Raw genomic sequence first — 20043 nt, forward strand, 5'->3', positions numbered from 1 at the left:
CGATCCTCTGGGAACCGCGGGTCGCCGCCTGCCCATTCATACCGGGGCGATCGCCCCACCTCATACGTTTTTCCAGCACCTCCAGACGCCTCTCCGCGAAAACACACCGCCCACCGGCGAGCGGCCCCGTCGTGACCGCTAGGCTTAAACGCTCGACCGCGGTACCTTCGATAGCGCCAAGGTGGCAGAGTCTGGTCAGACGCAGCGGCCTGCAGAGCCGCCCAACGCCGGTTCAAATCCGGCCCTTGGCTTTTTTACTGGTAGTCGTCCCGATAGCGGCCGCCGCGCCGTGGTACTCGCCGGGATCTCCGTGGACTCGCGCGCCGCGCGGACGACGTCGTGCGGTCGGACGCTCCGTTTCGCTCCCGTTCGCGCTCGCCGTTCACCGTGGCGCGGAGGCGGAGCGGTGGCCCGGTTCGGTCGTCCCGGTCGCTCGCCTTAGTAACCGTTATACGCGGGGTGACCCATGCTGAAACCATGCAACGACGCGCTGTGGCCGTGTACGTCGCACTCTTCGTGCTGATCGCGGGCGGAGCGGGCGTTCTCACCGCGACGGCCGACACCCCGGAGGTCGGCTTCGAGAACCCCGACTTCGAGGTCTCACAGGGTGACACGATCGAGGTCGACGGCGAGGAGTACGTCGTCGCCGAGATCGCCGAGGTCGAGGAGGGTGGTGGCGGCGGTCACGGTGGCGGCGGCGCCTCGACGTCCATCGTCGCCACGATCGAGCGCGAGATGACGGTGGAACAGTCCGAGGCCTGGGCGAACGAGTCGACCGTCGAGGTCGGCGACCGGGAGTGGCGCGTGACGATCTCGGGCGAGGATCCGAGCGAGTTCACGCTCGTCGAGGTGCTCGACCGGCAGGCAATCCTCGAAAACGACCCACAGGCCGACAACGAGACCGTCGAGCGCGACGACGGCGAGTACGTCGTCGTCACCGAGGACGGCGAGTCGACGCTCGTCCCGGCGGGCGAGTACTTCCCGGCTCCCGAAGAGCGGTCGTACGCCGCGGGCGACGCCTTCGAGTACGGCGGCAACACCGTGACCGTCGACGACGTCACGGCGGAGCAGGCGGTGGTCTTCTGGGAGGCGACGGAGACCGAGAGCATCGAGATAGAGCAACACTCCCGGGTCACGGTCGGCGAGACGGAGTTCATCGCGCACTTCTCCGACGCCTCGACGATGCAGCTGTCGAGCGACATCGAGGGGTACGAGGCGCAGGTCTCGCAGATCGACCAGTTCCAGCAGTACAACAGCGGGCTGACGCGCGTGCTCGTCCTCGCTCTGCTCTCCTCGCTGCTCCTGCTCGGCGCGGCGTTCATCCCCTCGCGGTACTGATCTCGCCGCCCAGTCGGTCGGACCCGTTTTTGATGGAGCCGTTCGGTCTCCGTCCTCCCGCCTCGCCGTCCGTCCCGCCTTCTCCCGCGAGACGATCCCCGTCGCGGACCGGGACCGCGGGCGACAGCCTATACGTGTCGCGCTCGTTGTGCGAGACGTGAGTTCGACGCGAGGAACGGTGCGACAGCTCGCCCCGCACTGGGCCGCGATGTTCCTGCTGATGGTCGCGGCGCTGTCGCTCGTCGAGCGCGTCGTCGGCGCGCCCGGGCTTCTCCCCTCGGCGGGGGTCGTCGTCGCCGTCGCGATCGGCTACCCCTGCGCCGTCCGGGCGCTCGGCGTCGCGCCGCCGGTCTGGCGGCGCTCCTGACTCGCTTCGCTCTCCGTGTCGCTCAGTCGTCGACCGCGTCGCGGAGCGCGGATCCGAGTCCCAGTCGGGCGGCGCCGACCCCGACCCCGAGAGCGAAGGCGACGACCGCGCTGACGGCGATCCAGAGCGTGTTCGGATGTTCGAGTCCGGCGTGAAACAGTGTCTCCATGCCCGTCGATCCGCCGTCGGTGAGGTAAATCGACCGCTTCGTCGGCGCCGGCCGCCGACGCGACCCTCCCGAGCCGATAACACCGATGTCAGTCGATCACCCGGGGGTCCCTTTCGTTTTTATACGTACTCGTCACGTACGACCGGTATGAGCGACGAGAGCCCGGCTCCGGTCACGACGGAGCTTCCGGACGCACCGTTCCACACCAGCGGCACCGACCACATCACGGTCTGGGGGAGCAACGAGGCCGACACGATCGCCTTCTACCGCGACCTGCTCGGGATGCCCCTCGTCCTCCGGCAGCCGAACCTCGACGACCCGTCGCAGACGCACCTGTTCTTCGACACCGGCGACGGTCGCATCCTGACGTTCTTCGTGAGCGACGACCGTCCCTCGGCCCGCGGCCAGCGCGCCGGCACCGGCGCGGTCCACCACCTCTGTTTCAGCGTCGAGCCCGACGAGTACGAGGACATCATGGCGGCGTTAGCGGAGGCCGGCAAGGGGTACAACGTGTTCGACCGGGGGATCTTCCACTCGATCTACACGCAGGACAACAACGGGCTCGTCATCGAGCTCTCGGCCGACAAGTACGAGATCCCGGACGACCGCAAGGGCGAGGTGCTCGCGACCGCCCAGCGCCTCCGCGAGGAGGACGGCGCCGACTTCGCCCAGGACCGCCACATGGAGGGCGCCCTCGAAGAGCTCGGGCTCCCGGTGAAGAAGCACGACCTGCCGGACGCGGACGCGGGCGTCGGCGTATGAGCGGGCGCGCCCCGCACGCGGGCGACGACCCCCACGCCGACGAGGCGCTGGTGACGGCCGGAACGCCGGTCGAGGCGGCCGACGCCGCGGTCGTCCTCGTCCACGGTCGCGGCGCGACCGCGCGCGGCATCGTCGGCTTCGGCGAGGAGGTCGCCGGCGACGGCGATGTCGCCCTACTCGCTCCTCAGGCGGCCGCCAACACCTGGTACCCGAACTCCTTCCTCGCGCCCGTCGCGGAGAACGAACCCGGCCGGAGCTCCGGGCTCCGCGCCGTCGGCCGCGCGGTCGAGACGGCGACGGAGGCAGGAGTCCCGACCGAGCACGTCCTCGTCGGCGGCTTCTCGCAGGGCGCCTGCCTCGCGAGCGAGTTCGTCGCGCGGAACCCGACCCGCTACGGCGGGCTCGCGGTCCTGAGCGGCGGCCTGATCGGCGAGTCGATCGCCGTCGACGACTACCGCTCCGACGCCGCGGCCGCGGTCGACGGCGACCCGGCCGAGGCGCTCGACGGGACGCCGGCGTTCCTCGGGTGTAGCGACGTCGACCCGCACATCCCGGAGGAGCGCGTCCGCGAGACCACCGCGGTGTTGGAGGCGCTCGGCGCCGACGTCGACGAGCGGATCTACGAGGGAATGGGCCACGGCATCAACGAGGAGGAGACGGACGCGGTCGCCGACCTCGTCGCGGCGCTGTCGTAGGGTCGCGCCCGCTCGTATCGGGGCGCGACCGACCGCTTCTCACGCCAGCCAGTCGTCCGGCTTGGTGTCGTAGTCGACCTCGTCGGCCTCGATCCGCTCGCGGATCTCCGGGTCGAGGTCGTGTTCGGTCACCTCGCCGCCGTCGTACTGGAAGCGCACGCCGACCTCCTCGCCCTCCGGCTCGGCGCCCCGGCGCTTCGCCCGGCGGATCGCCTCGTCGGAGTACTCGACGCGGATCGTCGCGAGGTTCACGGGGCGGCCCCACAGCTCGAAGACGCGTTTCAGCGTCTCCTTCGCCGACTCCTCGTCGAGCGCGACCCCGTTGAACCGGTGGCCGAGCAGGAGCTCGCCCCGGTTCCGGTAGTTGCCGTCGAGCACGACGACCGTCGGCTTGCCGAAGTTCGTGAACTGCAAGAGGAGCTTCCGCCGGACGTCGTCGGCGTCGACGCTGGCGACGCGGTGCTCCTCGGCCGCCCGGCTGTACTCGTAGGTGAAGTAGTTCCCCTCGCGGACGAACTCGTCGGTGAGGAACGCGTCGATGAACGTCACGTCGTTGTGGCTCGCGCGTACCTCTACCATCCGGTCCCAGCCGGCCGCGCGGTCGACGTCCGCGAGCGCCTCGTCGACGGTCGCGTACCGGTCGACGTCGAACATGTACCGGGCGCGCTCGTCGAGCGTCTCCCGCGAGACGTTGCGGAGGGCCCCCCGGTGCTCCGGCCGCGCGAGGACGTAGTGACGCTCCGCGAGCCCCTCGCGCGTCAGCAGCTTCCACGGGTACCGCTCGACGTCCGGGCCCCCGTCGGGACCGGTCTCGGCGTCGTCGCCGTCCGCCTCATCGCTCCGGGCCGAGAGCGCCCGGTCGACCGCCTCGGCGTCGACCCGCGGGTCGCCGTCGGCGGCGAGCTCGGCCAGCTCGTCGAGCGTCGCGGGGCCGGCGCCGGCGATCGCGGGGTGGGGTTCGAGCGCCTCGGCGACCTCGTCGAGGTCGATCCGCGAGTGGAAGTTCTCCGGCGTCACGCCCTCGACGCGGAGCAGCCTGTCGATCACGTCGCGGCGGGCGGCGCGCAGCTCCACGTGCGTCCACAGCTCGAAGCCGAGCTTGTAGGGGTTGAGCCCGGGCGAGCCGAGCACCCGGGCCATGTGGTCCGCGTACGTGAGGAACTCGTCGGGGCCGGCGAACCCCTCGCCGCCCATCATCACCGACTCCCAGTAGGTGGCCCACCCCTCGTTCATCACCTTCGTCTGCTTCTGACCGGCGAAGTAGTACGCCTCCTCGCGGAGCGCGTCGATGACGGTCGTCTCCCACGGCTCGCGGTCGACGGCCTTCCCGCTCTCGGCGTCGTACCGCTTCCCGTGGTCGCGCAGGAACGCGAGCACGTCCGGGCGCGGCTCCTCCGGCTCGACCCCCTCGCCGTGTTCGTCGAGCCACTCGTCGTCGAACACGTCGCGGCGCACCTCCTCGGAGAGGTCGAGCTCCGCGATCCGCTCTTCGACCGCCGCCAGCGGGTCGTCGTCGGGATCGCTCACGTCCTCCGAGACGCCCGGCTCCTCGACCGACCGCGCGGCGTCGACCGGGCTGTGCTGGTCGATGGTGTCCTCCAGCGCGCTCACGGCGTCGATGAGGCGCTCGACCTCGTCGCGGTCGACGTCGGGGCGGTCGGCGATCGACGCGATCCGGTCCGCGTTGCGCTCCAGCCGCGCCGCGGCGTTCGGCCCGCCCTCGCCGCGGTCGGCGTACAGCCCGAACCACCGGTTGTTCGCGAAGAAGTCGGCGTGGGCCTCCACGTGGGTGATGACGGCCTTCTGGTCGGCGGTCGAGTTCGACTCCTGGAGGAACGCGTGGCTCGGGTCGTCGTTGTTGACGATCTCGAACGCCTTCCCGAGCCCGTGGCGGTCCTTCTTGCGCTGGCGCTCGTAGTTCATCCCCCACCGCCAGTGGGGGTACCGCCGCTGGAAGCCGCCGTAGGCGATCAGCTCGTTCATCTCGTCGTGGTCGACGACCCAGTACCGGACCGGGTACGGCTCCAGCCCGAGCCGCTCCGCGAGTTCGCGGGCCTCCGCGGCGGGCTCGTCGAGCGACTCCGCCTCCCGTTTCGCCTCGACGCGCTCGTCCCTCATCGCCGGTCACCCCCGTCGGCGCGCCCGCTCGCCGCCTCGCCGACGGCCGCGTCGTCGCGGTCCGCCTCCGTGCTGAGGATCTCGTAGATGGCGTCGGTGACGTCGTCCGGGTCCGACACGCGCGCGACCGCGACGTCGTCGGCGTCGCCGAGCGCCTCCTCCACCTCGTCCGCGTGGCGCGCGTTCGGCGCGGCGCCGCCGGGCTGGGTCTCCACGTACGCGTGGAGGTTGGCGTCGATCGACTCCATCAGCGGGATCACCGAGTCGGTCGTGTCGCTGCCGGAGTTCTCAGAGTCCCCGGCCGCGAAGACGTAGCGGTTCCACTCGCTGTACGGGTACTCCTCTAAGATCTCCTCGACGAGCTCGTAGGCGCTGGAGATCCGGGTCCCGCCGCCGGACTGGATCCCGAAGAACTCCTCGCGGTCGACCTCCCACGCCTCCGCGTCGTGGACCACGTACCGGAACTCCGCGGCGTCGTACTTCCCCGTCAGGTACCAGTCCATCGGGGTGAAGACGCGCTCGACGAGCTCCCGTTTCGTCTCGCGCATCGAGCCGGAGGCGTCGCGCACGTTCACCACGACGACGTTGCGCTCGCGCTTCTCGATCACCTCCGGGTGGCGGAACCGCTCGTCCTCCCGCCGGAACGGGACGCTGTCGAGCCCCTCCCGCCGGATCCGGTGGCTCACCGGCTCGCGGTCCACCTCGTCGTCGAGCGCCTCGAAGCTCTCCCAGCGGTCGAGCGCCTCGACCGGCTCGCCGCGCTCCTCGGCGAGGGTGGCCGCGGCGTCGGCGATCCACGCGCGGGAGACGGGGACGCCCCGGTCACGCGCCCACGCGAACACGTCGTCCACATCGGTGCCGGCGACGAACAGCCCCTCGCGGACGTACGCCTCGTCGAAGTCGGTCGCGAGGTAGCGCTTCAGCCCGCGCTTGAAGAACTCGTCGACGTCGAGCGTCCCGCGCGGCCCGGCGCGCGCGGTGTCGGTGAAGTCGCCCTCCACCTCCTCGACCACGCGCTTCCCCTTCGGTTCGAGGTCGAGCCCGAGCTCCTCGTCGAGCTCGCGCGCGAACTCCTCGGGGTCCATCTCGTAGTACTCGTGCTCGCCGCCCTCCTCGCCGGGGTCGCCCTCCTCGTCGCCGTCGCCGTCGGGATCGGGGTCGACCGGCTGGCCGGGCTGCGGCTGGCCGCCCTGTCCCTGTCCGACGCCGCCGGCTTCCCGCTGGTCGTACTCGAACTCCGGGAGGTCGACGATCTTCACCGGGATCTTGACCTGATCGGGGCCGGAGCGCCCGAGGTCGCCGTGGCTGATGAACTCCGAGAGGTCCTCGCGGCGCTGCTCGCCGACCTCGCGGAAGCGCTCGCGGTCGTCGGTCAGTCCCACGAGACGCCACCCCCGTTCCCGCCGTCGCGGCCGCCGCGCCGCCCCTCGTCGCCGCCGTCGGCGGCGAGGTCGGCCCACTCGTCGCGGGCGCCGCGCATCACGGCGCGGCTGGTCAGCTCGGCCGACGCGGGGCTGTACCCGCGGTCGACGAGCCGCTCGACCGTCGCCGCCTTCACGCGCTCCGTCTCGGTGTCGGCCGGCGGGTCGGCCCACTCGGCCGGGTCCAGCTCCGGGAAGCGCCGCTTCAGGTCGGCCAGGTCGTTCGCGTCGAGCACCTCGCGCAGCTCGGGGATCTCCCGGAGCTCCACGTCGTCGACGCTGAACTCGTCGCCGCGGTTCCGCCACGCGTACCGGGTGAGCGCCCGGATCACGCGGTCGCGGCGGAACTCGGCGACCGCCCGCGTCGGGTCGGTGCCGTAGTAGTCGTCCTCGTCGAACCGCCCCAGCGTCTCCGTCTCGAACACCTTCATCGCGAGCGCGTCCGGCTCCTCGGGACCGCGCTCCGTCTCCACCGGCTCGTCGGCGTCCCAGGCGTACACGTGCTCGACGTACTCGGCCACCGTCTCCTCCGAGACGGTCGCCTCCGCGAGGGCGGCGTCGATCACGTCGGCGCGCTGGCGCTCCCGGACCCGCTCGGCGACCGGGGCCTTCCGGCTCTCGAACTCCGCGACCTCCGAGCGGGAGAACAGCGGCGCCGCCGAGAGCCCCTCGGCCATCGCGTCGAGCACGTCGGTCGGCGTGACGACGCGCTCGACCGGGAGCTCCGGGTGGCTCCGGTCGGCGTCGCTCCCGAGCAGGTCGGCGACGACGTCGCGGGTGTACGTCACCGGGATCCCGTTCCGACCGTCGCCGTCGCCGAACTCGACGTCGTCGACCGTGACCGTCTCGTCGTCGCCCTCCCGCCGGAGCTCGCCGGTCTCGTACAGCTCCGCCTTCTCGATGAGTCCGATATCGGGCGGCAGGTCCTCGGTGTCGAGCCGGGTGACGACCGCGTACAGCGCCGCCGCGCCGACCGCGTGGGGCGCGAGCTCGCGCTCCGTGACCGTCCCGTCCTCGTCGCGGACGTCGACCGCGAGGGCCGCGGCGCCGGGCTCGTCGGCCGGGTCGCGGGCGGGACCGTCGCCCCCGCTCTCCCCCGTCTCCGACTCGGCCGCTTCGTCCACTCCGTCGACGGTCGGCACGCCCCGGACCCCGCCGACCTCGCGGCGCAGCAGCTCCGCCTCCAGCCGCCGGTTCGTCAGGTAGCGGAACTCGTGCCGGGTGAGCCGGCGCTTCAGCGCCTTCAGGGGGTCGGCGCCCTCGCGGTCGGCGTGGCGGTCGAGCTCGGCGTCGAGGTCGGGGTTCGAGATGACGATGAGCTGGGTGTCGAGGTCCATCCCGATCCCCTTGTCGAGCTTCACGCGGCGCTCGTCGGGGACGTTGAGCAGCCGCCGGAGCAGGTCGGCGTGCTGGCTGGCGTCCTCGACGACGGTGGCGACGCCGTTCCCCTGCGAGAGCACGCCGTCGTAGCTGAACGCCTGCGGGTTCTTCCGGCCGCGCGAGTCGAGCTCGCGGAGCATGCCGCCCATCCACGAGCCGACGAGGCGCTCCTTCGGGGTGCCGTCGTCCTCGGCGTGGAGCACCCCGATCCCCTCCCCCACGTCGACGACGTAGCTCGTCACGCGGAGGTGGTCGCGGTCGGTGATCGCGGAGAAGAGGTCCCGGCGCCCCTCGTCGCGGTACGCCGACTCCAGGTGGTCGTACGCCTCGCGGCTGAAGGGGTCGAGGTCGACGTCGGCCGCGATCGGGTAGGCGTCGTCGTCGACGGCGTCGGCGATCGACTCTCGGACGGCCTCCGGGAACACGGAGAGGGGATGCGCCTGCACCGGGCTGCGGTACCACGCGGAGGCGTCGCCGCCGTCCCCGTACGAGAGGCCGCTCCCCGGGCCGCCGATCCCCCCGGCGGCGCCGGTGACGTTCCACTCGACGGTGTAGCGGCGCCCGGCCTCCGTCTTCGAGAACTCCCGGAGCCCGTTCACCAGGCACCGCTTGAACTCCGACTTCCCGGTCGCGGTGGGGCCGTCGATCCAGACGATGCTCTCGTCGTTGCCGCGGCCCGCGGCGGCGGCCCGGAGGTCGTCGACGAACGCGTTGAGCGCGGCGGTGTTGCCGAGGACGGCGTGCTCGCCGTCGTTGAACGGGTCGTCGAAGAAGCGGTACCGCTCCAGCCGCTCGCCGCGCTCGCGGACCTCGCGGGTGCCCTCGGACTCGATCGCCGCGAGGACGTAGCGCGCGCCGGAGGCGGCCGCGACGGGGTTCTCCAGGACGCGGTCGACGTACTCGTCGAGGCTCATCGGCGGGTCGTACGCGCCGCGGAGGGTCTCGTCGGCCGCTCGGACGAACCCCTCGCCGTCGGGTCGGTCGGACTCGCTCATCTCAGTCCCCGCCGTCCTCGATCTCCGAGCGGGCGACGGCGGCGCCCGCGTACTCTAACACCTCGGCCGCGCCGTCCTCGGAGTAGCCCCGGTCGACGAGGGCGTCGACCCAGGCGCTGCGCTCCTCGTCGTCGAGGTCGGTCGCCGAGACCAGCGCGGAGAAGTTGATGTTGTGCTTCTTGTCCTCCCACAGCTTGCGCTCCAGCGCGCGCCGGAGGCGGTCGTTCTCCTGGGGGTCGAAGTCGCGCCCCTCGCGGGCGCGCCGCGACACCCAGTTCGACACCTCCTGCCGGAAGTCGTCCTTCCGGTCCGAGGGGACGTCCAACTGCTCCTCGACCGCGCGCATGAACGTCTCGTCGGGCTCCGTCTCGCGTCCGGTGAGCTCGTCGTCGACGGTGTCGTCGTCGATGTACGCCATCACGTGGTCCATGTACTTCTCGCCCTGCCGCCGGAGCTCGTCGACGTCGTACGCCAGCGCGTGCCGCACGTCCTCGATCGCGCGCTCGCGGTACTCCTCGCGGACGGTCTCTAAGAGGCGCTCGTAGCGGTCGAGGTCCTCGGCGGCGATGGAGCCGTGCCCGCCGAGGTTCGCCTCGAAGTGGTCGAAGACGGACAGCGGCGAGAGGTAGCCGCGCTCGCGGTGGGTGGCGTCCATGATCGCCTCGGCGATCTCGTCGCCGATGAACCGCGCGGAGACGCCGTCCATCCCCTCGCTCACGTCGGCCTGCTCGGCGGCGTCCTCCCGGAGCTTCCGGCGGTCGATCTCCTCGTCCTCCAACTCCCCGTTGTACACCTTCGCCTTGTCGAGGAGGCTCACCGTCTCGTCTGTCGGCTCCTCCAACCGGGTGAGCACGCCGAAGAGGCCGGCCATCTCCAGCGCGTGCGGCTCGACGTGGACGTTCGGCACGTCCGCGTTGTCGAGCATCTTCTCGTAGATCTTCGCCTCGCTCTCGTACTCCAGCACGTAGGGGTAGTCGATCCGCTTGGTGCGGTCGTTGAACGCCTCCATCTTCTCGTCGCCGGTCTTCTCGCGGTACTCCGGCATGTTCGTCCGGCCGACGATCACCTGGTCGATGTCGATCCGGGGGTTGTTCTTCGGCTTGATCGTCGACTCCTGGGAGGCGTGCAGGAAGTCGTAGAGGAACTCGCGCTGGAGCTTGAGCAGCTCCTCGCCGGAGAAGAGGCCGCGGTTCGCGTTACAGAACGCGCCGGCGTAGTCGAACGCGCGCGGGTCGGACTCGCCGTAGACGGCGAGCTTCGCGTAGTTGACGTCGCCGGTGAGCTCCGTCTCGTCCTGGTTCTTCTTGTCCTTCGGTTCGAAGGTCTCGATGCACTCCCGGCGGTTCTCGTCGGCGACGAGGCGGACGACCTCGACGTGCTCGTCGAGGACGCGCTGCAGGTCGTCGTCGTAGTGCGCGAGCAGCTCGTTCAGGTAGAACTCCGAGGCCGGGTCCGGGTGCTGGTCGTTCCGGAGGCTGTAGGGGGCGTCGAGCCGCTCGTTGAGGTCCTCGATGACTTCCTCGCGCTGCGGGCGCGGGAGGAGCACGAGCGGGTCCTGGTTCATCGGCGAGCGCACCGCGTCGTCGGCCGGGTCCTGGTCGTCGATCACGGAGCAGAGGTCGACCCAGCGGAAGGTGTACATCCGGCCGGCCTCCTCGCGGGTGTACGCCTCGAAGTAGCGGCGCGTGAGCCAGTCGAAGTGCGACTTCCCGGAGCCGACGGGGCCGAGGAGGAGCTTGATCCGCTTCTCGGGGCCGAGCCCGCGGGCGCCGGACTTCACCTTGTTGACGAACTCGTGGATCGACTCGTGGACCTCGCGGCCGTAGAAGACGTTCTCGCCGTCGTGGAGCGGGTCGTCCGCGGCGAGCGCGTACTCCACGACGCCGCGTTCCTCGTCGTATCGGGTGCCGTAGTGGTCGAACATGTCGGCGACGCGCTGGTGGGCGTTCCGCGCGATGCGCGGCTCCTCGTACAGCGCGTCGAGGTACCAGTCGAACGAGCGGGGTTCCCGGAGGTCGTCCGGGACGTTCGTCCGGTACTCCTCGCTGAGCCGTTCGAGCGTGTGTCGGTCTGTCATCGTATCACGTCTCTCGGACGGGCGAGGGGCCTCGCGACCGGACCGCGCGTTCGGACGCGCGCCGAGCGGCGGCGCGGCTCTCCGTGCCGGAACGACGGCTCGTCGAGCCGCGAACGCCGCTGTCGTCGAGGGGGACCCGCCGCGGGTCGCCGTTTCGCCCGTAACCGAGGCTATATGTATGGGAGGGATTCTCAGTCATAAGTGTGTCGCCGGTTCACACGTGCCACGCGACCGCGGATCCCGCCGCGATCTGCGGTTTTTCTCTCGCGTAAATCGCCCGGAACCGCCCCGGAGCGGTCATAAAACCGGGGCGTACGGGCTCGTCGGACCGGCTCCGGCGCACCGCCGTCCGGAACCGGAAACGTCGCCCCCGAGGCGGAGCCTTTTGCCGGTCGCCGACCCACGGCCGGTGTGACGTTCAGCATCTGCGTCCGCGAGCGGTACACCGACGACGACGGCGGCGATCGGGTCCGGTACGGCGTGGCGGTGACCACCCGGCTGCCGGGGGTCGGCGCCCTGTGTCCGTTCGCGTCGGCGGACGGCGCGGTCGCGACGCAGTCGCTCGTCAACGTCGAGCTCGGGCGGAAGGGGATCGAGTACCTCGGCGACGGGCTCGCGGTCGACGACGCGCTGGAGGCCCTGTTGAACGCCGACGAGGGGAAGCCGGAGCGTCAGCTCCACGGCGTCGACGCCGACGGGACCTTCGCGTTCTCCGGCGACGAGTGCCGCGACTGGTACGGCCACGTCGAGGGCGAGAACTACACCGTCGCCGGCAACCTCCTGACGGGCGAGGACGTGATCGACGACGCCGCGGCCGCCTACGAGTCGGCCGCCCACGGCGACGCCCCGCTCGCGGAGCGGCTGATCGACGCGCTCGCGGCGGGCCACGCCGCCGGCGGCGACAGGCGCGAGGACCTCGACGTGCAGTCCGCGGCCCTGCTGGTCCGGAACACCGAGGAGGCCGACGACCCGTACTACGACGACCTCCGCGTCGACGCGAGCGAGACCCCGGTCGCCGACCTCCGCGAGACGTACGAGACGGCGAAGCGCGGCTACGAGGCGGTGCTGGAGAAGTACGCCGACGAGATGGACGCGGGCGGGGACGAGTAGCCCTTCGCTCCGGGGGATCCACCGCCCCCTTACAGCGACAGCCGCGCCAAGATTGGAAGGTGGTCGGATGGGTACCGTCCCCGGTCGTCGCGGTCGGCCAGGGTCGCGAACGCCGCCACGTCGAACGCCGGCGAGACGAGCGCGTGGTCGATCCGGCGGCCGTCGATCAGCCGCGCGAAGTCGGTGAGGCTCGTCTCCGGGCCGTGCCGGAGGTCGGCGACCGCGGCGGCGTCGCGGAGCGCGAGTCCGTCGCCTCCCCCCTTCTCACGGCCTCCGGAGTCCGCATCCGGACCGTCCCCGAGGAGGATCCGGTGCGGGTCCGACCCCGGCGTGCAGTTGAGGTCGCCGACGAGCGCGACCGGCGGTGACCCGGCGGGTTCGCCGCCGCCGAGTCCCGCGCCCCCGTCGGCCAGCTCCGGGAGCCGCTCGCGGATCAGCCGCGCCGACTCGCGCCGCGCGTCAGCGCTGACGTGGTCGAAGTGCGTGTTGACGAGGAGGAACTCGGCGTCGCCGTCCGCGGCGCGGACCCGCGCCCACGTCGCGATCCGCGGGTGGGCGGCGTCCCAGCCGACCGACTGCCGGTCCGGCGTCTCGGAGAGCCAGAACGTGTCGCCGTCGGCGATCGCCCACCGGTCGGCTCGGACCCCGATCGGGCACCCCTCGCCCTCGCCGTCGGCCTCCCGCCCGCGCCCGACGAACTTGTACGCCGGGAGCCGCTCCCGGAGGTCCTCGCGCTGTCCCGGGAGCGGCTCCTGGAAGGCGGCGACGTCCGGGCGGTGGAACCGGACGAGCCGCGCGACCGCGTCGCGGCGGTCGTGCCAGGCGTCGTGGTGATCGCCCCGGTTGGCGTAGCGGACGTTGTAGCTCAGCACCCGAATCGCGGTCATTACCGTGGGGGTCACGGGCGAGGCGATTAAAAGACGCGGAGCGATAGTGAAATGGTTCCGGGCCAGTGGTGAACACTGCCAAAGCCCCAGCCGCTCGGCTGTATGTCGTCGCTATCGCTGGTGCGGTGAACACTGCCAAAGCCCCAGCCGGGAGGACGGCGTACGCTCGCTGCGCTCCTCAGTCGCTCACTTCGTTCGCTCCCTGCGGTGCTTGCGTCACCTACGCCGTCCTCCCGGCTGCCCCTTTGAGTCCCCCCCGACCGCACAGCAACCGCGCCTCACGCCTCCCCAGCCTCGTCGGCGGTCCTTCGCTTCGCTCCGGACCACCGACTCCCTCGCGCGTGCTGACTCGCGGCCTGTCGGCCGCTCGCAGGCACGCGCCACCGCAGTCTTTCGACGGTAAACGGCTACCGTAGCGGTCACTCTGCGTATAAACCACTCTCGCTCCAGGTCGTCTACGCCGAGAACTCGTACAGCTCGTCACCGACGTGGTGGATGGATTCGACGACCTTCCCGCTGTCCCCGACCATGTCGTCGCCGTCGACCATCGCGCGGCCGACCGCGAGCACCTTCCCGTGCGACTCCTCGGCGACGACGACGAGGTCGCCATCGCGTATCGCCGCGTCGGCCTCGACGATGCCGGGCCGCATCACGTCGGCGCCGTCGGAGACGAAGGAGATCGCCCCCGCGTCGACCGTGACGACCCCGGTCTCCGGCTCGTAGTCGTTCGCGCCCCGCACGGTGAGGAACGGCTCGTCGTCGTCGACGTAGAAGACCGCGGGGTCGCCGTCGACCAGGACGAGCTCGTAGCCCGCGTCGACGAACTCGACGAGCTCGAACGTCTCGCCGTCGACGTCGATGCCGAGGTGGTCGGCGACCGCCTCGCGGATCGCCGCGATGTCGTCGCTCCGGAGGTGGTGCCGCGATTTCACTTCCATGGGCGCCACGTCGACCGCTCGGCCGATAAATGGTCCGTTCCGCGGCGCGGCGCGGACTCGGACGCCGCGCCCCGCGGTTCTCGTGCGATCGGACCGATCAAAACGGCCTTAAGCCACCTCTCCATATCTGCTCGTATGCTCAACCCGCTCATTGCGAACGTCGCGAACGCGCCGGCGATCGTTCTCGGGGTGATCGCGACGCTGACCGTCGTCCTCGTTACCAGCCTGAAGGGGACGGGGTGGGAGCCCACGACCGACATCTCGGACGAAGTGCTCGAACGCCGCGCGTCCGCGGTCCCCGAGACCGACTTCCCCGAGCCGGGGAACCGCGCGGTCGGCGGCGGGGGCGGCGGCGGCGCCATCCCCGCCGGCGGCGCCGAGGGCGAGGAGGGCGAACTGGAGGACGGCAGCGCCGTCAGCGCCGGCCCCGCCGACGTGGAGGAGGTCGAGTACTTCGACGTCGAGTTCGTCAAGCAGGGGAAGACGGTCGAGCTCTCGAACGACGAGCCGATCCTCGAACAGGGCGAAGACGAGGGGTGGGACCTCCCGTACGCCTGCCGGCAGGGCCAGTGCGTCTCCTGTGCCGGTCACATCACGGACGGCCCCTCCGAGGACTTCGTCGAGCACGACAACCAGCAGATGTTAGAGGAGGCCGAGCTCGACGACGGTTACACGCTGACCTGCGTCGCGTACCCGCGCGACTCCTTCAGCATCGAGACGGGCGAGGCGCCGTAGTCGTTCCATCCTGGCCGCCCGCTCGCGACACCCTTTTTCGCGTCTCGGCCGAACGGTCGGTATGGCAGTCACCACGGTCCTCGGCGGCGGCGCCGCGCTCCTCGTCGCGGGCGCGGCCGCGCTCGTCTACCGCGACGCCGCCCGCGTCGGCGTCGACTTCGGCTCCCCGTCGCTGTGGGCCGCCCTCCTCGTCGTCACCTCCGGCGCCGCCCTGACCACCGCCCTGCTCGTCCCGGACGCGCCGCTCCCCGGCGTGCTCGTGTTGGCCGCGCTCGGGCCGCTCCTCTACCTGCTCGAACGCGACGACACCGTGCACGGCGACGACCCCGCGGATCCGACCCGGCTCCCGAGCGAGTCGGAGCGGGCGGACGACCCCGACGAGTGACCGTCGGCGTAACCGAAACCAGTTCCGATCCTTCCATCCCGCGGGATCGACGGTGACACAGTTCCTTTCTTTCCTCGGGTCGCCTCGGAAACCGCAAGCTTCCATAGGCTCGGGTGCCAACGGTCGACAATGAGCGACGAGAGCCTCGCGGACCGAGTCGAAGAGTGGATGGTCGGACAGATGCCGATCATCCAGATGCACGGCGGGACGAGCGTCGTGCGCGAGGCGGACCCCGAGAGCGGCGAGGTCGTCGTCGAGCTCGGCGGCACCTGTTCGGGCTGCGGGATCTCGAACATCACGGCCGACAACATCCGCCGCGACCTGATCATGGACTTCGACGAGGTGGAGAACGTGACGGTGCGGACCGCCTCCTCCGGCGACCAGGGCGCCTCCACGGTCGAGGGCGGCCGCGGCGGGGAGCTGAAACACGAGACGGAGTCCGCGAACCACTTCTGACCTTCCGGCCGTCCGCCCGCCCGGCGCTCAGTCGCTCCGGACCGGTCGCCGTCGGCGCACGTCGCGCGCGAGCCGCTCCGCGTAGTCGAGGCGCACGTCCCTCGCCCCGTCCTCGGTGAGCGGTCCCTCCCCTCGCAGTTCGGCCGACAGCGGCTCGTACGGTCCCGGATCGATCCCCATCCGTTCGAGGTACGACCGGACCGCGTCCGAGTCGAGACCGTCGCGAACGGCGTCCTCGACGCGCTCGCGCACCGTCTCGAACGGCGGGAGGACGACGGCCTCGTCCGTGACGCCGTGCGGCTCGTCGCCGACGCGGAGTTCGGCGTCTCCGAGCCGCTCGACGACCCCGACGAGGTCGTCGGCCAGCCGGACGACCTGGCTCGGGAGCGCGGCGTCCGCCGAGCGCCACTCGACCGTCCCGAACTCCCCTCGGAGCTTCACCGGGGTCCACGCCGCGCTCTCCGGGGTGAAACAGGCCTCGACGGCATCCCGGTCGCAGCCGGCCACGACCGCCTCGGTGACGAACGACTCGTACCGACGCTCCAGCCGCGTCGCCCACTCCTCGGTGTCGTCGGCGTACGGCCACAGCTCGCCCTGCCGCGGGAGCCGCTCGTACGCCATCCGCCGGTACAGCAGCGACCGCGCGCCCGCCCCGAGCGGCTCGTGCCCGAAGTACGGCGAGGAGTTGACGAGCGCCAGCGACGGGTCGAGCGCCGTGAGCGCGTTGAGCTGGTCGACCTCGCGCCCCGGTAGCTGCTCGACGTGGACGTGGGTCCCGGCGCAGTGCCGGACGTACTCGAACCGGTCCCCGACGACGCGGTCCTGGATCCGCGCCCGCTCGCTCCCGAGGTCGGCGACGTCGCCGTCGCGGAGCGGCGTCGCGAGCGGCACGAGTCCCTTCCCGAGCTCCTCGGCACGCTCTATGACCCGGCCGAGCCGACCGAACAGCTCCTCGCGGAGCTCCGCCGTCGACTCGCACGGCGTCGTCTTAATCTCCAACAGCGGTTCGACGAACTCGCGCTCGACGCCCGGCGACGCGTCGACGAGCCCGCCCGGACCGGTCAGCCGACCGCGCTCGTCGACCACCCAGTACTCCACCTCGACGCTCCGCCGCATCGGTCCGGTCTCGGACGTCGCGCCCTCGGCGGCGCCACCGGTCACGGTCCGACGGCCGGCGGGTCGGGCCGGCGGTTGACGTTCGCACCGTCGTGCGTGCTATTCACGATCATGATTCTCCGTGCCATGCGGTAGTAATAACGATTGTGTGAAATTAATCTGGAGAACCTTATATGCCGTAATAGACGGATCGAATCGCGGGAGATACGAGCTATTTCTCTCGTATAACCGACCGACCGTCGAGTGCTCTCGTTCCGCGCGGCTCGCGCGTCGCCCTCGGCTACAGCGCGTTCTCCAGCGCGGACGCGACGCTCCGCGCCTTCTCGGCCAGCGGCTCCGGCACGTCGCCGGCCGCCGTCGCGTCCCGCAGTTCGTCGTCGTCGACGCGCTCGACGGTCCCGTCCGGGCGCTTCACCACGTCGACGTGGAGGTCCACGTAGCGGGCGGCGTCCGGGAACACCTCGACCGGGGTACAGACGTTGACGTAGGTCCCGCGGACCGTCCCGTCGCGGCCGCGGTAGGTGGTCGGGTACCACCACCGGCCCTCCTTCAGGCTCGTCTCGGCGACGTCGCCCGCCTCCCGCGGCGTCCCGAGGCCGTCGTAGCTGCCGCCGCCGGTCATCTCGCGCTCGACGGTGACGGCGCCGTCGGGGTCGACCTCGGTGACGGTGCCCTCGCCGAGCGTTATTACCCGACCGTCGGGCTTCCCGTGGTCGATCCGGAGCGCGTCGCCCTCGCGCGGGCCGAACGCGTCCGTCACGACGCCGAACGGGAACGCGGCGTCCGGGTCGGGCTCGCAGAGCGCCTCCGCGAGGTCGACGCCGGCCGAGGCGTCGGCCGACCCCGCCTTCACCCGGTGGTGGCCCGGCATCGTCGCGGTCGCCTCCCGCCGCCGGTCGTCGAGCGCGAACCGGCTCTCGCGGCCGAACCACACCCAGGCGCCCGCGTTCGGCGACGCCACCGGCTCGTCGCGGAGGCGCCCGCGGTCGCCGAGGACGCCGATCCCCCCGGCCGCGTCCACCGCGTCGTCGAGATCTTCGGCGGCCGCGACGGCGCGCTCCAGCCCCGCCTCCAGCGCCTCCGTCCCGGCGTCGACCGCGGGCGGCTTCCAGGCCGCCCGCCACCCGTCCGGCGGCTCCAGCCCGAGCAGGTTGAGCATCCCCGACAGCTCCCGGGCGGCCTCGTCGTCCCGGACGTCGACGCGGGTGCCGGACCCCGGTTCGAGCGCGACGAGGGCGCCGCCCGCGCGCAGCGACCCGTCGAGCTCGGGGCGTCGGTCGGTCCACGGCGCCGCGGACGCGTCGACGCGGACCCGGACCGGGTCGCCGGTCTCGACGCGGTCGTCGACGCTCCCGTACGGGAGGTACCCCTCGACGCTCCCGTCGCTCGCCCCCTCGTCGCTTCCCGGGTCGTCCCCTTCGCCGCCGACGCGGAGCGCCACCACCGCCCCGCCGCCGAGCGTCTCGGTCACCTCGCCGTCGAGCACGGTCCCGGGCGGCGTCGGGTCGTCCCACGCGAGCGCGTCGCGACCGACCCCCGCCAGCCGGTCCCGCAGCGCGGCCACCGCCTCGGCGTCTCCGTGAACGCCGACGCCCTGCCGGTCGCCGGTCGTCCCGATCCGGACGTCCGGCGGCGCGTCCCCGAACGCCGCGTCGAAGCGCCGCCGGATCGGCGGCGAGGCGTCGACGACCTCGTGGCCCGCGTCGAGCGCGAGCCGCGTCAGCGCCGTGGCGTAGATGCCTCGGACGCGGACGGCGGCGGTCACAGCCCCTCCGGGCCGCCCGCGAGGCGAACCCGGTCGCGGACCGTCTCCCCGAGCGAGCGCCCGGCGAGGACGGGCCGTTCGCTCCCGTGGCTGAACAGGTCGAGGTCGGCGGTCGCGTCGGCGTCGAGCCCCGCCTCGCGGAGGGTCCGCCGGGTCCGTGAATCGAAGCGCATACCCTCCCTTCGGGCGCCGCGGTTTCAATTCCACCGGCTCGGCGCCGGCCCGTCTCGCTCGGAGACGCGGATCGACCGGCCCTCGACCGGACCCGTCCGGCCACGGCTTAAGTCACCCCGGTCCGAACCGGGGCGTATGCCATCCCGGTCGGACCCGGTCGAGTCCCGCGCCGACGACGACCGCGACCTCTACGACATCGCCACGTGGGAGGAGCGCACCTCCCTCGACGGGCTCTCGGTCGCGCTGCACTGGCTCATCACCCGCTCCGCGAAGGGGCTGGTCGTGTTCGTCGCCTTCCTCGGCCTGCTCGCCATCCTCGGCTCGTTCGGCCTCGGGCTCGTCTTCGACCCCGCGGTCGCGATGCTCGTCGGGCTCTCAGCGATCCCCGCCTTCGGCCTCGCCGCGTACGTGTACGTCTCCGACGTCACGACCGCGGAACCGCTCTCCCTGCTGGTGGCGACGTTCCTGCTCTCGATCCTCACGGCGACGTTCGCCGCGGTGCTCAACGGCCGCCTCCAGCCGCTCTTCTCCCCGCTCGGCTTCCCGGGGCTCGTCCTCTTCTTCTTCCTCGTCGTCGGTCCCGTCGAGGAGACGGTGAAGCTGCTCGCGGTGCGGCTGTACGCGTACACCGACGACCGGTTCAACGCCGTCGTCGACGGCGCGGTGTACGGGGCGATCGCCGGGCTCGGCTTCGCCGTCATCGAGAACCTCGTCTACATCGCCCGGACCGTCGAGATGTCGGAGCTGACGATCGGCGTCGCCGTCCTCGGCGCGGGCGACGGGATCGCGGCGCTGCGGGCGCTCGCGGGCCCCGGTCACGTCGTCTACTCGGCGTTCGCGGGCTACTACCTCGGCCTCGCGAAGTTCAACCCCGAGCACCGCGGCCCGATCGTCGTGAAGGGGCTCGTCATCGCCGCCGCGATCCACGGCCTGTACAACACCCTGGTCGGCCCGGTCACCTCGGTGATCCCGGCGCTCACCCCCATCCCGCGGCTCCCGGCGCTGTTCCTCTTCGTCCTCCTCTTTCAGGGCGCGTTCGGCTACGTCCTCCTCCGGAAGATCTGGCGCTACCGGGACGCGTACCTAGAGACGCGGGACGCGGTCGACCCGAGCGTGGAGCCGGAGCTTACGGAGTTCGAGGACTGACCCGGAGCG

General features: G+C 71.6%; 19 protein-coding genes and 1 tRNA gene. 10 read left to right on the top strand and 10 right to left on the bottom strand.

All coding sequences use genetic code 11. The features are described from left to right. Nucleotides 1-175: 175 nt before the first annotated feature. From ACFQMF_RS14035 to ACFQMF_RS14045, 3 genes are all read left to right on the top strand, one after another. A tRNA-Cys gene (locus ACFQMF_RS14035) sits at nucleotides 176-251 on the top strand. Nucleotides 252-492: 241 nt separating this feature from the next. Then, the gene (locus tag ACFQMF_RS14040; RefSeq protein WP_256410013.1) at nucleotides 493-1338 is read left to right on the top strand and encodes a hypothetical protein; all 846 of its coding nucleotides are present in this window, start codon (nucleotides 493-495) and stop codon (nucleotides 1336-1338) included. Nucleotides 1339-1495: 157 nt separating this feature from the next. Continuing rightward, nucleotides 1496-1705: a hypothetical protein gene (locus ACFQMF_RS14045; protein WP_256410009.1), complete on the top strand. Its 210-nt coding sequence runs from the start codon at nucleotides 1496-1498 to the stop codon at nucleotides 1703-1705. A gap of 22 nt (nucleotides 1706-1727) precedes the next feature. Here ACFQMF_RS14045 and ACFQMF_RS14050 read toward each other — a convergent pair whose 3' ends face one another. Further along, a complete protein-coding gene (locus ACFQMF_RS14050; protein WP_256410008.1) occupies nucleotides 1728-1874 on the bottom strand; it encodes a hypothetical protein in 147 nt (48 codons plus the stop codon). 147 nt (nucleotides 1875-2021) lie between these two features. Here ACFQMF_RS14050 and ACFQMF_RS14055 point away from each other — a divergent pair, with 147 nt between their 5' ends. Next, complete coding sequence (locus ACFQMF_RS14055; protein ID WP_256410007.1) at nucleotides 2022-2636, top strand: VOC family protein; 615 nt, start codon at nucleotides 2022-2024, stop codon at nucleotides 2634-2636. Further along, entirely contained in the window at nucleotides 2633-3331 is a 699-nt protein-coding gene (locus tag ACFQMF_RS14060; RefSeq protein ID WP_256410006.1) for an alpha/beta hydrolase, read from the top strand. Before ACFQMF_RS14055 ends, ACFQMF_RS14060 begins: the two co-directional genes overlap by 4 nt. Nucleotides 3332-3370: 39 nt before the next feature. On the opposite strand, the gene ACFQMF_RS14065 is transcribed toward ACFQMF_RS14060, so the two are convergent. From ACFQMF_RS14065 to ACFQMF_RS14080, 4 genes are read right to left on the bottom strand one after another with little or no spacing between them, the layout of a single operon-like run. Further along, a complete protein-coding gene (locus tag ACFQMF_RS14065; protein ID WP_256410005.1) occupies nucleotides 3371-5449 on the bottom strand; it encodes a SpoVR family protein in 2079 nt (692 codons plus the stop codon). Next, the gene (locus ACFQMF_RS14070) at nucleotides 5446-6831 is read right to left on the bottom strand and encodes a DUF444 family protein (RefSeq protein ID WP_256410004.1); all 1386 of its coding nucleotides are present in this window, start codon (nucleotides 6829-6831) and stop codon (nucleotides 5446-5448) included. The genes ACFQMF_RS14065 and ACFQMF_RS14070 overlap by 4 nt, the downstream gene beginning before the upstream one ends. Next, nucleotides 6822-9245: a PrkA family serine protein kinase gene (locus ACFQMF_RS14075; RefSeq protein ID WP_256410003.1), complete on the bottom strand. Its 2424-nt coding sequence runs from the start codon at nucleotides 9243-9245 to the stop codon at nucleotides 6822-6824. Before ACFQMF_RS14075 ends, ACFQMF_RS14070 begins: the two co-directional genes overlap by 10 nt. Nucleotide 9246: 1 nt before the next feature. Next, the gene (locus tag ACFQMF_RS14080) at nucleotides 9247-11322 is read right to left on the bottom strand and encodes a PrkA family serine protein kinase (RefSeq protein ID WP_256410002.1); all 2076 of its coding nucleotides are present in this window, start codon (nucleotides 11320-11322) and stop codon (nucleotides 9247-9249) included. Nucleotides 11323-11733: 411 nt separating this feature from the next. Here ACFQMF_RS14080 and ACFQMF_RS14085 point away from each other — a divergent pair, with 411 nt between their 5' ends. Then, nucleotides 11734-12432: a DUF1028 domain-containing protein gene (locus tag ACFQMF_RS14085; RefSeq protein ID WP_256410001.1), complete on the top strand. Its 699-nt coding sequence runs from the start codon at nucleotides 11734-11736 to the stop codon at nucleotides 12430-12432. 29 nt (nucleotides 12433-12461) lie between these two features. Here the strand turns inward: ACFQMF_RS14085 and ACFQMF_RS14090 are convergent, their stop codons facing one another. Continuing rightward, nucleotides 12462-13319, bottom strand: a complete 858-nt coding sequence (locus ACFQMF_RS14090) for an endonuclease/exonuclease/phosphatase family protein (protein ID WP_256410000.1) — start codon at nucleotides 13317-13319, stop codon at nucleotides 12462-12464. Between the two features lie 455 nt (nucleotides 13320-13774). Beyond that, nucleotides 13775-14257, bottom strand: a complete 483-nt coding sequence (locus ACFQMF_RS14095; RefSeq protein WP_256409999.1) for an RNA-binding protein — start codon at nucleotides 14255-14257, stop codon at nucleotides 13775-13777. 135 nt (nucleotides 14258-14392) lie between these two features. Between ACFQMF_RS14095 and ACFQMF_RS14100 the strand changes: the two genes are divergently transcribed. The 3 genes from ACFQMF_RS14100 to ACFQMF_RS14110 all read left to right on the top strand — a co-directional run bounded on the left by ACFQMF_RS14100 (nucleotide 14393) and on the right by ACFQMF_RS14110 (nucleotide 15833). Next, complete coding sequence (locus ACFQMF_RS14100) at nucleotides 14393-14992, top strand: 2Fe-2S iron-sulfur cluster-binding protein (protein WP_256409998.1); 600 nt, start codon at nucleotides 14393-14395, stop codon at nucleotides 14990-14992. Nucleotides 14993-15053: 61 nt separating this feature from the next. Further along, complete coding sequence (locus ACFQMF_RS14105; protein WP_256409997.1) at nucleotides 15054-15377, top strand: hypothetical protein; 324 nt, start codon at nucleotides 15054-15056, stop codon at nucleotides 15375-15377. A 129-nt stretch (nucleotides 15378-15506) separates the two neighbouring features. Continuing rightward, on the top strand, nucleotides 15507-15833 hold the full coding sequence (locus tag ACFQMF_RS14110; protein ID WP_099255346.1) for a NifU family protein: 327 nt from the start codon (nucleotides 15507-15509) through the stop codon (nucleotides 15831-15833). A 27-nt stretch (nucleotides 15834-15860) separates the two neighbouring features. Here the strand turns inward: ACFQMF_RS14110 and ACFQMF_RS14115 are convergent, their stop codons facing one another. From ACFQMF_RS14115 to ACFQMF_RS14125, 3 genes are all read right to left on the bottom strand, one after another. Beyond that, nucleotides 15861-16949, bottom strand: a complete 1089-nt coding sequence (locus ACFQMF_RS14115) for a glutamate-cysteine ligase family protein (protein WP_303654825.1) — start codon at nucleotides 16947-16949, stop codon at nucleotides 15861-15863. A gap of 280 nt (nucleotides 16950-17229) precedes the next feature. Continuing rightward, nucleotides 17230-18714: a DUF402 domain-containing protein gene (locus ACFQMF_RS14120; protein ID WP_256409995.1), complete on the bottom strand. Its 1485-nt coding sequence runs from the start codon at nucleotides 18712-18714 to the stop codon at nucleotides 17230-17232. Next, a complete protein-coding gene (locus ACFQMF_RS14125) occupies nucleotides 18711-18887 on the bottom strand; it encodes a hypothetical protein (RefSeq protein WP_256409994.1) in 177 nt (58 codons plus the stop codon). The genes ACFQMF_RS14120 and ACFQMF_RS14125 overlap by 4 nt, the downstream gene beginning before the upstream one ends. Nucleotides 18888-19023: 136 nt before the next feature. Here ACFQMF_RS14125 and ACFQMF_RS14130 point away from each other — a divergent pair, with 136 nt between their 5' ends. Further along, complete coding sequence (locus tag ACFQMF_RS14130; protein ID WP_256409993.1) at nucleotides 19024-20034, top strand: PrsW family intramembrane metalloprotease; 1011 nt, start codon at nucleotides 19024-19026, stop codon at nucleotides 20032-20034. Nucleotides 20035-20043 lie beyond the last annotated feature (9 nt).

The sequence above is a fragment of the Halorubrum rutilum genome (genome assembly GCF_042665015.1).
Classification (GTDB): domain Archaea; phylum Halobacteriota; class Halobacteria; order Halobacteriales; family Haloferacaceae; genus Halorubrum; species Halorubrum rutilum.